Annotated in this window: 13 protein-coding genes; all 13 read right to left on the minus strand. The window is 60.3% G+C overall.

Features of this window, described 5'->3' with window-relative positions; genetic code table 11:
• Positions 1-42 precede the first annotated feature (42 nt).
• A complete protein-coding gene (locus tag I2E13_RS01435; protein ID WP_271746194.1) occupies positions 43-831 on the minus strand; it encodes a cell division protein FtsQ/DivIB in 789 nt (262 codons plus the stop codon).
• Between the two features lie 424 nt (positions 832-1255).
• The gene (gene murB, locus I2E13_RS01440) at positions 1256-2167 is read right to left on the minus strand and encodes a UDP-N-acetylmuramate dehydrogenase (RefSeq protein ID WP_117636007.1); all 912 of its coding nucleotides are present in this window, start codon (positions 2165-2167) and stop codon (positions 1256-1258) included.
• Between the two features lie 5 nt (positions 2168-2172).
• Positions 2173-3591: a UDP-N-acetylmuramate--L-alanine ligase gene (gene murC, locus I2E13_RS01445; protein WP_195403976.1), complete on the minus strand. Its 1419-nt coding sequence runs from the start codon at positions 3589-3591 to the stop codon at positions 2173-2175.
• A gap of 97 nt (positions 3592-3688) precedes the next feature.
• Positions 3689-4804 (minus strand): undecaprenyldiphospho-muramoylpentapeptide beta-N-acetylglucosaminyltransferase, encoded by a 1116-nt coding sequence (murG, locus tag I2E13_RS01450; RefSeq protein WP_117757002.1) that lies wholly within the window; start codon positions 4802-4804, stop codon positions 3689-3691.
• Complete coding sequence (gene ftsW, locus I2E13_RS01455) at positions 4794-6287, minus strand: putative lipid II flippase FtsW (RefSeq protein WP_195403977.1); 1494 nt, start codon at positions 6285-6287, stop codon at positions 4794-4796. Before ftsW ends, murG begins: the two co-directional genes overlap by 11 nt.
• Before the next feature lie 35 nt (positions 6288-6322).
• Positions 6323-7729, minus strand: coding sequence for a UDP-N-acetylmuramoyl-L-alanine--D-glutamate ligase (murD, locus tag I2E13_RS01460; RefSeq protein WP_195403978.1), 1407 nt, complete (start codon positions 7727-7729; stop codon positions 6323-6325).
• 9 nt (positions 7730-7738) lie between these two features.
• Positions 7739-8758 carry a phospho-N-acetylmuramoyl-pentapeptide-transferase gene (gene mraY, locus I2E13_RS01465; protein ID WP_117806417.1) on the minus strand — a complete coding sequence of 340 codons (1020 nt, stop codon included), beginning with the start codon at positions 8756-8758 and terminating at the stop codon, positions 7739-7741.
• Positions 8759-8761: 3 nt separating this feature from the next.
• Positions 8762-10186 carry a UDP-N-acetylmuramoyl-tripeptide--D-alanyl-D-alanine ligase gene (locus I2E13_RS01470; RefSeq protein WP_117806416.1) on the minus strand — a complete coding sequence of 475 codons (1425 nt, stop codon included), beginning with the start codon at positions 10184-10186 and terminating at the stop codon, positions 8762-8764.
• 127 nt (positions 10187-10313) lie between these two features.
• On the minus strand, positions 10314-12014 hold the full coding sequence (locus I2E13_RS01475) for a peptidoglycan D,D-transpeptidase FtsI family protein (protein WP_324249363.1): 1701 nt from the start codon (positions 12012-12014) through the stop codon (positions 10314-10316).
• Between the two features lie 182 nt (positions 12015-12196).
• Positions 12197-12667 carry a hypothetical protein gene (locus I2E13_RS01480; protein ID WP_022094483.1) on the minus strand — a complete coding sequence of 157 codons (471 nt, stop codon included), beginning with the start codon at positions 12665-12667 and terminating at the stop codon, positions 12197-12199.
• A gap of 90 nt (positions 12668-12757) precedes the next feature.
• Positions 12758-13723, minus strand: a complete 966-nt coding sequence (gene rsmH, locus I2E13_RS01485) for a 16S rRNA (cytosine(1402)-N(4))-methyltransferase RsmH (protein WP_006234266.1) — start codon at positions 13721-13723, stop codon at positions 12758-12760.
• 20 nt (positions 13724-13743) lie between these two features.
• Positions 13744-14178 (minus strand): division/cell wall cluster transcriptional repressor MraZ, encoded by a 435-nt coding sequence (locus I2E13_RS01490; protein WP_006234269.1) that lies wholly within the window; start codon positions 14176-14178, stop codon positions 13744-13746.
• Between the two features lie 450 nt (positions 14179-14628).
• Positions 14629-15570 (minus strand): site-specific tyrosine recombinase XerD, encoded by a 942-nt coding sequence (gene xerD / locus I2E13_RS01495; protein WP_172674638.1) that lies wholly within the window; start codon positions 15568-15570, stop codon positions 14629-14631.

Raw genomic sequence — 15570 nt, forward strand, 5'->3', positions numbered from 1 at the left:
TAAACGGCGTGGTATGGCCCCTCAACAAAGCATCAACCAGCGCTACGAAGTCGGAGCATTCCTAAATGTGTAGTTGCCCGGAGAGCGCACATTGATATACGTTACGCCCTCTACCTGCGAAAGCAACTTGGTGACTACGCGTTCCTTCTTGGCGATATCGTCCGAATCGCCCAGCGACACCTCAATGCCGTTATTGAGGTTTGCCGAGATGGCTTCGACCGAAGGCGTGGAAATATCCTTGACTTGTCCCAAGAACTCGCTCGAAAAACCACGCACATAATCCAGGCCGGCCTTAACGGCCTTGGAGTTCACCGCCTGGCCGGAAACCGGAGCGACATCCGCCGAGACATCAGTCAACAACACCGCGCCATAATGCTTGGCGAGCGCCAGCGCGGCATCGATTCCGGTCAAGGTATTTGAGCCCTGCCCTGTCGTGATGACGTTGCCCTGGTCGTCCACTTCGACCGACGTCGACAGCGGGGCGATCCAGGTGTCATCGTCTCCGATAGCCCAGGCAAGGTCGTCGGAGCTGATATACGCAATGGCGATAACTTTACGCTCCGTCGGCGTGATGATAAGCGTATGGGGAAACTGGCGCTGGACATCCACGCCCGAAACCCACGGGTTCTGCTTGAGATCCTCGGTAATCTGGTCGGGATCGACGTTAAAAAGCGACGTTCCCTCGGGCAAGTCGATCAGCTGGATAGCATCGTGCTTCGTCACATGCTCGCTGCCTTGAATCTGAATATCAGTGGCAGTAAACAGTCCAGAGTTGATCACCACGGTGGCAACGACGACGAGCACGGCCAAGACGGCCAGAACGCCGCCCACGATTTTGCCTTTGCCTGTAACGACAGAAGCGGCGTCTGATGTTTTATTTGCCATCGCTCCAAGTGAAGATAACGGGTTGAAACCTTTTTTACTCGAAGGCTTCTTGGCGGTAGCCGGCACCGATGTCAGCGAGCGCGGTTTCGATGCGCCCAGCGTGCGACCTGGACGCGCCGCTTTAGTTCCCGTCGAGGGCTTGGGAGCCGCCATGGGACGGGCAGGCTTGGCGCCCATAACAGGCTTTGACGTCGTCGAGGGACGCGAGGACTTTTTTGCGGCCGGACGATTACCGAGCTGCGAGCCGACGACCGGACGACTGGTCTGTCGAGCATGCCCGACAGACTTAGAGTGCGCGACGGTATTGCGTTGAGGTTTGGCAGGCGCGCCGGAACGCCCTCCGGCGCGGCGGAAGGTGGGTTTCGATGCTCTAGAAGCCGAGGAATTTAACTTCCGGTCTGAGCTCGATGCCATACGCCTCCCTCACCTTTCCGTGCACATGTCTGATAACCGCGGCAACGTCATCGGCCGAGGCAGTTCCGTTATTAACGATAAAATTAGCGTGAACGGGCGAAACTTCCGCGCCGCCAATCGAAAAACCCTTTAATCCACAATCCTCGATAAGCTTGCCCACACTCGCATCGGGCGGGTTGCGAAAGACAGACCCGCAGGATGCGCGACCCATGGGCTGCGTACGCTTGCGCCTTGTAAGGTACCGCTCCATGCGCTCGCGAATGTCGGCCTTGGGCGCCGGTTTAAGCTTGAGCACGCACTCGAGGATGATCTCATTGCGGGGAAGGCTACATTCGCGGTAGCCCCAAGAGATCTCGGACCCCGCATAATGCTTGATACCGGATGCCGGGTCAAACGTTACGACATCCTCAACCAGCGAGCCAATCCACTCGGTCCGCGTGCCGGCATTCATAGATATCGCACCGCCGACCGAACCAGGAATGCCAACGGCAAACTCAAGGCCCGAGAGGCTACGCGACAGGGCATCGTTGACCAGGCGCGCAAACATCACGCCCGCACCGACCGTCAGCGTACAACCGTCATCGGCAACAACCGTGCGCTGGAACTCACGTCCGAGCGAAATGACGGCACCGCGATAACCGCCATCGGCAACCAGCAGATTGGAGCCCTTGCCGATGATGACCCACGGCACCTGCTCGCGATCGAGCACCGCCACGGCGCGGCGGAGGGCATGATAGCTATGGCACGTCACAAAGAGGTCGGCCTTGCCGCCGATACGATAGCTCGTATGACGCGCAAGGCGCTCGTCCTCGATCACATCCGTGTCGATCATGCCCGAGAGCGCCATGACGGCGTTAAACAGACCCATTAGACTTAAGCGTCTTTCTTGGCAGTCAGATACTCAATGAACTCGGGACCGACGGTCGTAACGTCGCCGGCACCCATGGTGAGCAGCAGGTCGCCCTCGCCCACCATCTGCTCGAGCTCCTGATTGAGCTCAAGACGGCTGGAGCAGTACACGACCTCCTTGCCAGGATGCTTGGCGCGCACGGTATCGGCGAGCATCTTAGAGGTGACACCCGGAATGGGCATCTCGCCAGCCGAGAACACATCAATCAGCAGCAGTTTATCGGCATTGGCAAATGCATCGGCAAAGTCATCGCACAGGGCCTGCAGGCGCGAATAGCGGTGCGGCTGGAACACGACGTCGACGTGCTTGTAGCCCAGCGACGAAGCGGCAGCAAGCGTCGCCTTGATCTCGGTGGGGTGATGGCCGTAATCATCGACCACGGTGATGCCATCGATATCGCCCACGTGGGTAAAGCGACGGCGGACGCCCTCAAAGCTCGAGAGCGCCTTGGCGGCGGCGTCGATGTCAAGGCCCAGGACATGGGCGACGGTGAGCACCGCCGTGGCGTTGAGCATGTTGTGGCGACCGGGATTGCTCTTGATCTCCACAGCATGCTCAGTGCCGTCCTCAAAGCGAACGATAAAGTCACTCTGGATGCCCTTGACATCCGGGTGCATGCAGACGATGTCGTTGCTCTCGGCAAAGCCGTAGGAAAGCACGTGACGGCCCGTCGACTTGGCGAGCTCGACCAGATGCGGGTCCTCACCACAGACGATGACGGTGCCCTCCTCGCCCACCAGGCTCATGAATTTGGCGAAAGTTGCCTCGATCTCCTCGATACCCGAGTAGTGATCGAGGTGGTCGGCCTCGACGTTGGTCACAATGACTACGTTGGGGTTCAGGAACAGGAAGGAGCTGTCGGACTCGTCAGCCTCGGCGACAAAGTAGTCGCCCGAGCCGTTCTTGCCGTTCGTGTCATAGCCCTCGACGATGCCACCGATCAGGAAGCTCGGATCCAGACCCATGCGGTCGAGCATGGTGGCGCACATCGAAGACGTGGTGGTCTTGCCATGCGTGCCGGCAACAGCGACGGTGGTGTAGCCGTGGCCCAAAGCAGAGAGCATCTTGGCACGGGGCCACACGGGAATACCAAGCTCGCGAGCGCGCACGAGTTCAGGGTTGGACTCCGGAATAGCGGTAGAGACAACAACCACGTCGGGCTTGACCTCGTCGATCGTGGCTGCCTCATGGCCCACATGCACCTTCACACCAGCGCGGGTAAGCTGGCGGATATAACGTGACGTCTTAAGGTCGGAGCCGGTAACGGCATAACCGCGCTCGTGCAGAACGAGGGCGATGCCGCTCATGCCGGCGCCGCCGATACCGATAAAGTGGGCGCTCTTAAACTCGGGCGCGGAGGTTGCAGTCTGGGAATCAGCCATGTGCTCGTGTACTCCTTGCGTAGACACTGCCTGTAACCCGTTAACTGTACCGCACCTACCGCATCAGCGCGAGGGCGACCGACGATATCCCGTCTAACTAACGCAAACCCTCTACCGCATCGGCCAGAAGAGCGGCGGCCCTATCCTGAGCCAGACCGCGCGCCGCCTGACGCATGACGTCGCGCTCTGCCGCGTCATCGACCAGGTGCAGCAGCTCATCGGCAAAGGCAGAACCGTCGATATCGGCATCGGCACAGAGCACGCCGGCCCCGGCGTCGACCAGATAACGGGCATTGGTGGTTTGGTGGTCGGCCGTCGCATGCGGATACGGCACGAGTATCGAGGGCACGGCGAGCGCAGCGATCTCGGCCACGCTCGATGCACCCGAACGCGAGAGCACCAAATCGGCAGCAGCCAGCATATCGCCCATGTTGTCGATGTAAGGCTGGACGCGGTAACGCTTCGCCTCCTCGGGCGTCAGCGCCAAAGCGCGCTCGGTCTCCTCAAAGCCGTCGGCACCCGTCGAATGCAACACATAGAGGTTCTTGCGCGAAAGCAGCTCGTTTTTGAGCGAAACCGCGCGCTCGTTGAGGTGCTGGGCGCCAAGTGAACCGCCAAAGACGAGCAGCAGCGTAGCGTCCTCGGGAACGCCAAGTGCCTTGCGGCCGCGAGCGCGATCGCCCTCGATCACCGAGCGACGTACGGGGTTGCCGGTCATGAGCACGTGGTCAGGGTCACCTTCGCGCTCAAAGACCGAGCGCGCTGCCGGCACCGAGATGCACACGCGAGCGGCGTGGGAGTTCATCATCTTGTTGGCCAGGCCCGGAACAGAGTTCTGCTCATGTAGCAGATACGGAACGCCTGCGCCCTTGCACCACCCCAGCAGCGGAACCTCGACATAGGCACCAAAACCGATGGCAGCATCGGGCTTGCCGACCTTTGAGAAATGACTGGCGAGCGCACGCTTGGCCTTGTTGACACGCCACAGCGAGGTCAGCGCCGTCCAGGGACGGGAGCGGTCGAAGCCCGTGACCGTAATGGGCACAAAATCAAACCCAGCCTCGGGGACCAGACGACCCTCGAGCTTGCGCGACTGGCCCACGAACACAACGTGGTGGCCACGGTCACGCAGCTCTTCGGCCAAGGCGAGCGCGGGGTTGATATGCCCTGCCGTGCCGCCGGCTGCAATAGCAACGGTCATCTTATCGGTCATGATAGTCCCTTCGTACACGCGGTCCCTGGTCGTCGGTGTGCAAACGCGCCGACGGGTCCGAGTTCAAATCGATTCGATTATATCCGCCGCCCGCGCTGCGAGGGCTGGGGCGCTGCGGACGACCTTGCGGCGCCGTTCGCTGACGCGGACGGGCTGCCGGCTCGGTCGCAGAGCCATCCAGAACGGTAAAGCCGTTACGCGAAGATCGCTCGCCGCGTACGTGGGGCACGCCGGCGGTACTCTCATCCATAACGGCAAAGCTCTCGCGGCGACGGTCGTACTCATCGCGACGGGCGCTCTCGTACGAAACGCGCAGGATCAGACCGGCAAGCATAAGCGACACAATAATCGACGAACCGCCGTAGCTAATAAACGGCAACGGTTTGCCCGTCATGGGAAACACGTTGAGGATGCCCAGCGCATTGATCAAAAACTGCACCGCGAGAATGACCGCGGAGCCAGACGCCATAAGCGCGCCCCGGCGATCGGTCGCCTGCTCGGCAATGCGAAACGCCGAGTAGATCAGCATCGCAAACACCAAGAAGAACAGCACGGTTCCGACAAAACCGACTTCCTCGCCAATGATGGCCAGGATGTAGTCATTGTGCGCCTCGGGCAGATACGAGTACTTCATGGTTGAGTTGCCGATGCCACGGCCGAACAGACCGCCCGAGGCAAAGGCCATGATGGCAAGCGTGGCCTGATAGCCGTCACCATACTCGTCGGCCCAAGGGTTCAAGGCAACCTGAATACGCACCATACGGTACGGCTCTGCGACAAGTGCAATCACGATCACGAGAATGCCGAAGATTAGCACGCCGATGATAAATCTGGGGTCGAGACCCGCAAACAACGCCATGCACATAAGGGTCAACAGGATGATCAGGACAGTACCGAAATCGGGCTGGATAAAGATCAGAAAGAGCGAAATACCCAGGTAGATGCCCATCTTGCGAAGGAATTCGTTGATGTTGCCACCGGGCGAAAAGAAGCGATCAAGCATGATGGCCGAATACGCAATGGCAAATGGCTTTAAAAACTCGGAAGGCTGGAACTGAATACCGGCGATGTTGAGCCAGCGCGTGGCGCCACGGCTGCCGCTGCCCACCAAGAACACCAGAAGCAGTAGCCCTATCATGCCGATAAGGAAGATCCTGAGCACATCCTCCCCAAACCAGCTGTCCGGCAAAACGCGCACGATGGCAATCAGCGCCAGAACACCGACCACGGCAAACGCGGCCTGTCGACCCAGAAAAAACGTCGCCGAGCCATTCTCGTGCAGCGCCTCGACCGAAGACGCCGAGTACACCATCAGCAGGCCAAAGCACACCAAAGTAAACAGGCAGGCCATGAATATCAAACGGGGGCGCATGATACGGGCGGGAACGCCGGCAATATAGCGTTCGCTAAACGACTGCCCGCCGCGGCCAGAACGCGGTGTTATGCGCCGCGAGGAAGCACGGTCCGAGTCGGGCCTCCTCATACCTTGTCGGGGGCTCTCCTCTCTCACCGCAACCCCTATTCCATTTGTGATTTCGCTGCAGCGGCAAGCTGGGCCACGTAGTCCTTAAACACGCGGCCGCGCTCCTCATAGCCCGAGAACTCATCGAACGAAGAGCAGGCAGGAGAAAGTAAGATCACGTCACCACGGCTCGACAGCGAACGGGCGACGTCCACGGCGTCGCGTAGGTCATCCGCCTGGGCGATATCCACATCGCCATCGACATCGGCCTCGTCCATAGCGGCGGTGAAGCGCTCACGCGCATCGCCAAAGCAGACGACCGAGCGCACGTTGTCCATAACGAAGCGCGCGAAGTCCGTGAGCGGCGTGCCCTTATCGTGGCCGCCGAGCAGCAAGATCACATCGTCATCGGGAAATGCCGTCAGTGCCTTCTCGACCGCATCGGTGTTGGTCGCCTTGGAATCGTTGACGTAGCGCACGCCGTCAATCTCGCCACACGGCTCCACGCGGTGCTCGAGCGGCTGGAACGAGGCCAGACCGCGGCAGACGCCATCGACATCGGCACCGACTGCCAGGGCAGCCGTGGCAGCGCACAGGGCATTGATAACATTGTGATGGCCCGAGATCTTGAGCTCGGATGCAGCGATGAGCGGGGTCTCGACGCCCTTCAGGCGCACGACCATCTTGCCGTCGCGCACAAAGGCGGCATCCTCGCCCTCGGGCTCGTCAAAAGCGACCTTGCAGATGCGACGACCCGGCGTGTAGATGTACTCATCGAACTCGTGAATGCCGGCGTCTTCGACGTCGACAACCGCCAGATCGTCATCGACCATATTGTCAAACAGTTTGACCTTGGCAAGCGCGTAGTTCTTATGGCTCTTATGCCAGCCCAAGTGGTCGGGAGTGATGTTGAGCAGCACCGCCACGCGCGGGTGGAGCTCGGTGGTCGTAGCAATCTGATAGCTCGAGAGCTCAGCCACAAACCACTCGTTGTGGGCTCGGCCGTCAATCTCGTTGACCGGCGGCTCGCCGATGTTGCCGACAGCAACGCTGGCCTCGCCGGCAGCCTTGAGCAGATAATCAGTCAGCGACGTGGTGGTCGTTTTGCCGTTGGTGCCCGTGATGGCAATCCAGTTATCGGGCGACAGGCGATAGGCAAACTCGGGCTCACCCATAATCTGGGCGGCATGCTCGCGCCCGGCCTTAAAGAAGCCCGAGAACTCCGAGATGCCCGGGCACGTCACGCATACGTCATAGGCGCCCTCGACCTGTTCGGTCCCATAGACAAACGACGCACCAGCAGCCTCGAGCGCACGCGTGGCGTCATTGGGCTCAGAGGTGCCGCCGCCATACACGGTAACGGCACTTACGCGCTCGGGATGTGCCAGCGCCCAGCGGGCGACATCGAGACCGGATTTGCCCTGACCCAAAACGAGCAGGCTAAAGACATCAGCAAGAGGCATGAAAGACCACTATCCCAACTGGAAGAACAGGGCAAGGCCAACGGCACCAAAGGCCGCAGCGATAATCCAAAAACGGATGACGACCTTGGTCTCGGCCCAACCCTTCTTTTCGAAATGATGATGGATGGGCGCCATAAGGAAGACGCGCTTGTGCGTAAAGTGGAAGTAGACAACCTGAATCATGACCGAAAGGGTCTCAACGATAAACAGGCCGCCGATGATAAGGGAGACGACCTCGGTGTTGGTCATGATGGACGTGCAGGCAAACGCGGCGCCCAGGGCAAGCGAGCCGGTATCGCCCATAAAGATGCTCGCCGGATAGCAGTTGAACCACAGAAAGCCCAAGCAGGCACCGGCACACGCGGTGCAGAAGATGGACAGGTTCACGTCTCCGTGCAAAAACGCCATGGCAGCCATGGCGAGCATGGCGATCATGGAGGTGCCACCAGCAAGACCGTCAAGGCCATCGGTCAGGTTCACGGCATTAGAAAGACCGGCGATCATCAGCCAGCAAAAGACAATGTAGAGCCACGGGAACGAAAGGCCGCAGATGGTGGTCGAAAGCACGCCAAGGTCGATCGTCAGGCCGCCGGGAAAACGAATCTCGGGGGCGACGCCGCACCAGTTGACGGCAAGCACCGTAAAGGTGACACAGATAATGGTTAGGCCGATCATCTTGGCATGAGGCGTCAGACCGAGCGAGCGCCCATGCGTAACGGAGGTCAGGTCGTCGATCAGACCCAGCACGCCGGTCGCCAGCGTGGCGAGCAGCACGAGCACGAGCTCGGTGGTGAGCTTGCCCATCAGCAGGCAGGTCAGCGAGATCGCGATGAGGATGACAACGCCACCCATGGTGGGCGTTCCCTGCTTAACCAAATGACGCTTGGGGCCGTCGGCACGAACCTGCTGGCCGATACCCTCGACCTTGAGCAGCTTGATCCACCACGGCATGAGCAGCAGCGCAATGGCGGCGGCGATGCCAAGCCCCAAAAAAGCCTGATACGTTGGATACGAGGGATTGCCGAACATGGGCTAGCACACACCTTCCACAAAGCGGTCGAGCTCAACAAAGCGGGAACCCTTGACCAGTACAACATCATGTTTTTCAAGCGCGCCGCCCATGCGGTCGAGCACCTGCTGATAATCGGAGAACACCTGGATGCGGTCCTCGTCCATGCCCATCATGCGCGCGGCATCGGCCATAAGCTGGGCCAGCTCACCACCCACGCACGCCAGCATGTCGAGCTTCTTGGCGGCGGCATAGGCGCCCACGAGCTCATGCATGCGAGGAGCCTCATCGCCCATCTCGCCCATCTCGCCCAGGATCGCCATGCGAGACCCCGTGCACGAAAGCGAGCACAGCAGATCGAGACCGGCTGCCATCGATTCGGCGCTGGCGTTATAGGAGTCATCGATGATGCGTGCACCGCTCTTGGCGCGCTTGATCTCCTGGCGGTGACCGGTGATTGTGAGGCCCCTAAAGGCAGCATCGATCTGCTCGGGCGTCACGCCCAGGCGATAGGCAACCGCGGCGGCCTTAACGGCATTTGGAACGGACTGCACGCCGGGGATAGCAAGCATGGTATCGATTGTCTCGCCCTGACCAAAATCGAGCGTAAAGACCGGACGGCCCTCGTCATCAACACGAACTTCGCGGGCGCGGACCTCATCATCGTCCGAGACGCCGGCCAGCATCACATCGATACCAGCAGGCTGGGCGAACGTATCGCGAATGAACGGCGTGAAGTCGTCCTCACCGCCCAAAACCAGCAGCGGCAAGAAGTCGCCGGCGGCGCACATACCCTGGACAATCTCGGCCTTAGCGCGGGCGATGTTCTCGCGGCTGCCCAAAATGCCGATGTGAGAGGTGCCGATCTTGCTCACGATGGCAAGGTTGGGATTGGCGGACTGGGACAGGCGCTCGATCTCGTGGAAATGGTTCATGCCCATCTCGAGCACCAGGACCTCGGTACCGGCCGGGGCGGAAAGCACCGTGAGCGGCATGCCGATCAGGTTATTGAAATTGCCCTTGGTGGCCCAGACACGATAGCGCTTGGCGAGTACAGCGGCGAGCACGTCCTTGGTCGTCGTCTTGCCGATGGAACCGGTAATGCCAACGACCAGGCAGCCAAGCTCCAGGCGATACGCGTGCGCCAAACGAAGCAGAAACTCCTCGGGATCATCGGTCAGCAGGATGGCGCATCCCTTGTCCTGCGCCAGCGAGACCAACTCGGCATCGGGCTCACGCGTCATCACGACGGCGCCGGCACCCGACTGGACGGCACGGGAAGCAAAATCATTGCCGTCGACGTTTTCACCGGGAAAGGCGACGAAAATCGTCCCTTCCTCGACCTGGCGCGAGTCGATAACGCACCCGCGGCATACCCGATCGACTTCTCCCGTCACGGTTCGGGCCCCTGTTGCGGCCGCGAGGTTGTTGACGGCGATCTCTATCATTGCAGCTCCCCTGTAAACCTAATAATGCTATCGGCGTATTGTATCCCAGCGCCGCGCATGCGTGGTGCAGGGCATGTGAACACCCCTCATATGGGACAACAAACCACGCCCCAAAGATTGTAACCCCCTACTTCGTGCGCGGGATGCCCAGCACGTCGAGCGCGTTGGCCATAATGGACTGGAACGGCACCGCAGCGGCATCTGAGCCGCTCGGCGTTCCGTCGAGCGTGATATAGCACAGCACCTTGGGTGATTGTGCCGGCGCAAAGCCCATAAAGGACGACATGTAGTTCTCCTTGAGGTAGCCGCCGTTCTCGTCGGCACGTTCGGCCGTGCCGGTCTTGCCCGCCACGTCATAGCCGTCAACTGCGCCGCCAACGCCCGTGCCTTCAGACACGACCGTCTGCATGCACGATGTCACCTGGGATGCTGCATCCTCAGAAATCGCACGCTCGCCTTCGCCCCAGTCCTTCTCGTCGCCTTTGCTGGACTTATAGAAGTGCGGGGTCATCATCACGCCGCCGTTAGCGATGCCGCCCACGGCACGTGCGATCTCAATCGGCGAGACAGACAGCGCCTGTCCAAAGCTCATTGAGCCCAGCGTGGCGCCGTCATACTGGTCACGCTCCTTGACGATGCCCAGGCTCTCGCCCGGAAAATCTACACCAGAGCTGTGACCGATGCCCCACTTGTCCACATAGGCGGCAAAGTCGTCGGCACCGATCTTGCGCCCCACCAGGACAAAGCCCACGTTGGACGAACGGCGCATCATCTCGCGCACATCCATGGTCATGGCATAGTCGCGCTTGTCGGCATCGGTGACGGTATCGTCGCCCACCTTGATGCTCGCCGGCACCTCAAACGACGTACTCGATCGCACGACGCCCAAGTCGAAGCCGGCGCCCGCCACGAGTGTCTTAAAGACCGAGCCGGGCTCGTAGGCGTCGGTAACCAGGCGCAGGTTCATATCCTCGGTCTTGGCATTTTCCAAATCGGTCTGGTCGTAGGTCGGATACGAGCAGGCTGCCAAGATCTCTCCTGTCGTAGGATCGGTGACCAGCGCCGAGCCGTTCTTGGCCTTAGTCTTCTCAACTGCCTCTGCCAGGGCATCCTCGGCCGCACGCTGGATATTGACGTCGAGCGTCGTCACGATATCAACGCCGTCGACCGCAGCCACCTTTTTATAGGCACCGCCCGCGATATAGCTGCCGTCCCTCGCGCGCTCGCGTACGAGAGAACCGTTCGTGCCGGTCAGAAGCTTGTTGTATTGCTTTTCGAGACCAGTCAAGCCGTCGTTGTCTACATTCACTACACCCAGCACCTGCGATGCCAGATTGCCGTATGGATATACGCGCTTCATGGCCTGCTCAAAATGCACGCCGGGCAGGCTCTTCTTCTCCAGCGCCACAGCATCGTCTTCGTCCACCTGGCGCTTGATATACACCCAGGTTCCATCGGACTCGACGAGCTTGCGGCAGGTCTTTTTATCGATTCCAGTTGCCTTGACCAGCGCCGACACCGTCTTGTCAACGTCCTCGACAAGCTGCGGGTTCACGGCGATGTTGCGACATTCGACCGACGACGCCAGCACGTTACCGTTGCGGTCGTAGATGGTGCCGCGTTTGGCATAGAGGGTCTGCGCAAGCAGGCGACGCGCATCGGCACGCTCGCGCAGTTTATCGGCTTCGACAATTTGATAGTCGGCAAGGCGAAAGACGCCCAAGCCCAAGCCAAGCCCGATGAATCCCATGACGGCTTTGCGGCGAGGCAGCGGCGTGCCCGTGAGCCATTCGGTCGACGAACTCTTGCGCGACCTGGTGTTATGCACTTGAGGGCCACCCGAGCCGCGAAGTCGCGACGCCGGGTCGTTGCCACGGGACCGCCCGGCGTTGTAAGATTGCCGACCCGTTCCTTGATAACCAGAACGTCCCCGCGACGAGGGACGTCCAGAACCGCGGCCCCCATCGGAACCGCGGCGATAGTCATTTGTCATACTCAGCTACCGTCTTGCTACTGAGCGGTCGCGGTCGCGTTGGCGCCCGCGGCTGCATCCTGCGAAAAGTCAAGTGTAACGCTCTCGCTGGGCTCCACCATGCCATAAGCGCCCGCAAGGTCGCGAATGCGCGTGTCGGCGCCATAGACCGAATGCATGACCTCCAGGTCGGAGCTCTCATCGGTCGCCTTTTCGAGCGTATTGGTAAGCTCGGCGTTGCTGTTGAGCACCTGGGCCGTAACACCGGCGAGCGCCACGCGGGCGACGCCGATCGTCATGAAGATAGCCGCAATGATGCAAAACGTTTTAAGAACGCTCATGAAAACCGGGCTTACCGCCTGGTTTGCCTGACGGCCCGCGCCCGTGTAGACATCAAAGCGCGGCGTGCGCTGCTCACGGGGAGCAACGGGGGCCTGCGGCGTCTCACGATAGGCGGGCATGGCGTTCATATCATAGGCGAGTGCTGCGCTTGAAGTGTTGTAGCCCATGATATGCCGCCTCCCATCCCGAGTACGTTGGTAGTGTGTTTAAGCTTCGTTTATGGTGCGAGCGGGAGGTCCAATATCACGCGGTCGCGCCTACAGACGCTGCGCCACGCGGATTTTGGCTGATCTCGCCCGAGGGTTGCGCTCAACCTCATCAGGCTGTGCAACCAAGGGTTTGCGGGTGATGACCTTGAGTATCGGCACGTTGCCGCACACGCACACCGGAATCTCCGGCGGACACGTGCACCCCTGGCTCATCTCCTTAAAGTGGTTCTTTACGATACGGTCCTCGAGCGAGTGATATGAGATGACGCAGATACGTCCGCCCGGGTTGAGCCACCTGGTGGCGGCATCAAGCCCTCGTTCGAGCACATCGAGCTCGTGATTGACCTCGATGCGAATGGCCTGGAAACTTTTCTTGGCCGGGTGTCCGCCATGCCGACGAGCGGCAGCCGGGATACCCGCCTTGATGATCTCGACAAATTGGCCGGTGGTTTCGATCGGTTCTTGCTCGCGGCGGCGCACGATCTCGCGCGCGATCTGCGAGGCGAACTTCTCTTCGCCGTAGACGCGTAGAATCCGAGCGAGGTCGTGTTCGTTATAGGTGTTGATGACCTCAGCTGCGTTTAAGGTGTTATTACCCGGATCCATCCGCATGTCCAATGGGGCGTCCTCGTTATACGAAAAGCCCCTTCCAGGGATATCGAGTTGCGGTGACGAAACGCCCAAATCGAACAGGAAGCCATCGACCCCGGGCACCTCGGCCGAGCAAAGCAGCTCGTCCAAGTCGCCGAAGTTGCCCTTCAGCAGCTGGTGCGGAACGCCGGGAACCTCGCGGTCCAGACGGGCGCCAGCGGCCTCGAGGGCCATGTCGTCCTGATCGACGCCGAGCAAAAGACCCGTCTCCCCCACCTGCGCAGCCATCTTTACCGAATGGCCGGCACCGCCAAGGGTGCAATCGCAGACAACGGAGCCGCTCTTTAGCCGCAGCGACTCAAGCACTTCGCCGAGCATGACAGGTTCATGCCGATATTCTTGTGTCAAGATCCCACGCTCCATCCGTTACCCGTGCCTTGCCCTTACGAGAAGAAGAGGTCCAGCAGGGCCTCATCGTCATCGTCCTCATCGGCCGCGGCGCGATCCCAAACCTCAAGGTGGTCGTAGTTGCCCACAACCGTGACCTCGCGGTCGAGGTTCGCCTGCTTGCGGAGAGACTCGGAAAGACCGATACGACCGGCGCTGTCCACGTCCATCGACGTGGTGCGCTTGTTGATCGCCCTCATGAGCTTCTGGTCATTAATGTCACGCGGGTTAAAACCCTCGTGGCCCTCACGACCCGCGAAGAGTCCTTCGACCCACTTATCGAAGGCCTCGGCAGAGAACACGTACAGAGCATCGACATCCAGGGCTTTGAACACGCGAACGTGCTCTCCAAGCTCCTCGCGAAGGGGTGCAGGCAGGGACAGACGACCTTTTGCATCGAGATTGCGCTCGTATGCACCAGTCATTCCCATGTGCGCCCTCCCCTCGGTTACTCAGATGGCACGTACGCGGGGAACCACCCCGCCTGTCGACGTCATTAATAATATGGGGAACCGCCCCATTTTTCAACACCTTTCCCCACCCCGCCCCACCACTCCACCCACCATATATTGCAAAACACCCCCAATCATATGTTCGAAAACACAATATGTTGTGTTTACAGCAACGGCGGGATGCCACCTGTGGCACCCCGCCTTTCAACCTCAACCTTCAAGTTGACCTTGAGGCGATTTTTGCGTCCCTTTACATGCCGTTCACATCGCCCCCAAACTCCCCCACCCAAGGCACATGCGGCCCGCCACCGCGACGACAAGTGGCAAAAAATGGGACGGACCCCAGATTGCCCATGCGCGCGCAAAAGCACGCCGCGGCAATCTGGGGCCCGTCCCCAAATACCTATAGATATGCAGGCCAGCGATGTGTTAACGATGTGCCAGCGGGTGCGCCGCCAGATAGACCTCGGTCAGTTGCGTACGATCGACATGCGTGTAGACCTGCGTGGTCGATATATCGGCATGTCCCAAGATCTCCTGTAGCACACGGAGGTCTGCACCGCCCGCAAGCATATGGGTGGCAAAGGAGTGACGCAGCGTATGGGGATGGAGTCCCACCAGCCCCACCTGGCGCCCGTAGCGCTCACAGATGGCATGGATGCCCTGGCGCGACAGACGGCGGCCGTTCTTATTTAAAAAGACCGCCGAGGTCTCGGTTCCGTGGGCATGGGCCGCCAAGCGAGAACGCCCCTCAGTTAAATAGAGCGTCAGAGCTCGCGCCGCGCTTCCCACCAGCGGGGACAGGCGTTCCTTTGAGCCCTTACCGCGAACGAGCACAAAGCCATCGTCGATATGGATATCGCCCACATCGAGCCCCACCAACTCGCTCACACGCAAGCCGCATCCGTAGAGCACTTCCAAGATGGCATGGTCGCGCAAGCCCATCTCGCCCTCGGGGAAGTCTTGATCGAGCAGCGCCGAGACATCCTCCACCGATAGATACTCCGGCAAACGCTCAGCCTTTTTAGGCAGGCGCAACGCCGCCGTTGGATTTTGGGCCACAATCCCATCGCGCACCAAAAAGGCATGCAGGCCCTTCACGGCCGCAAGCGCACGCTCCACCGAGGCATCGGAATAGCCCCCATCGCGACGGTCGGCGACAAAGCCCTCCACGACCTGACGAGTCGCCTCATCAAAAGACATGATGCCCGCCCGCTCCAGATAGGCGCAGTACGTCGTCAGGTCACGACGGTAGGCCGCAATCGTGTTGCGCGCCAAACCCCGCTCGACCGCGAGGTAATCGAGATACTCCCCCGCCGCCACGGCGAGCGACGAGGGAGTAGCTTCGGTATGTTCTTTGTTCGCCGGCAC

It is taken from the genome of Collinsella aerofaciens (genome assembly GCF_015554145.1).
Lineage (GTDB): Bacteria > Actinomycetota > Coriobacteriia > Coriobacteriales > Coriobacteriaceae > Collinsella > Collinsella aerofaciens_AA.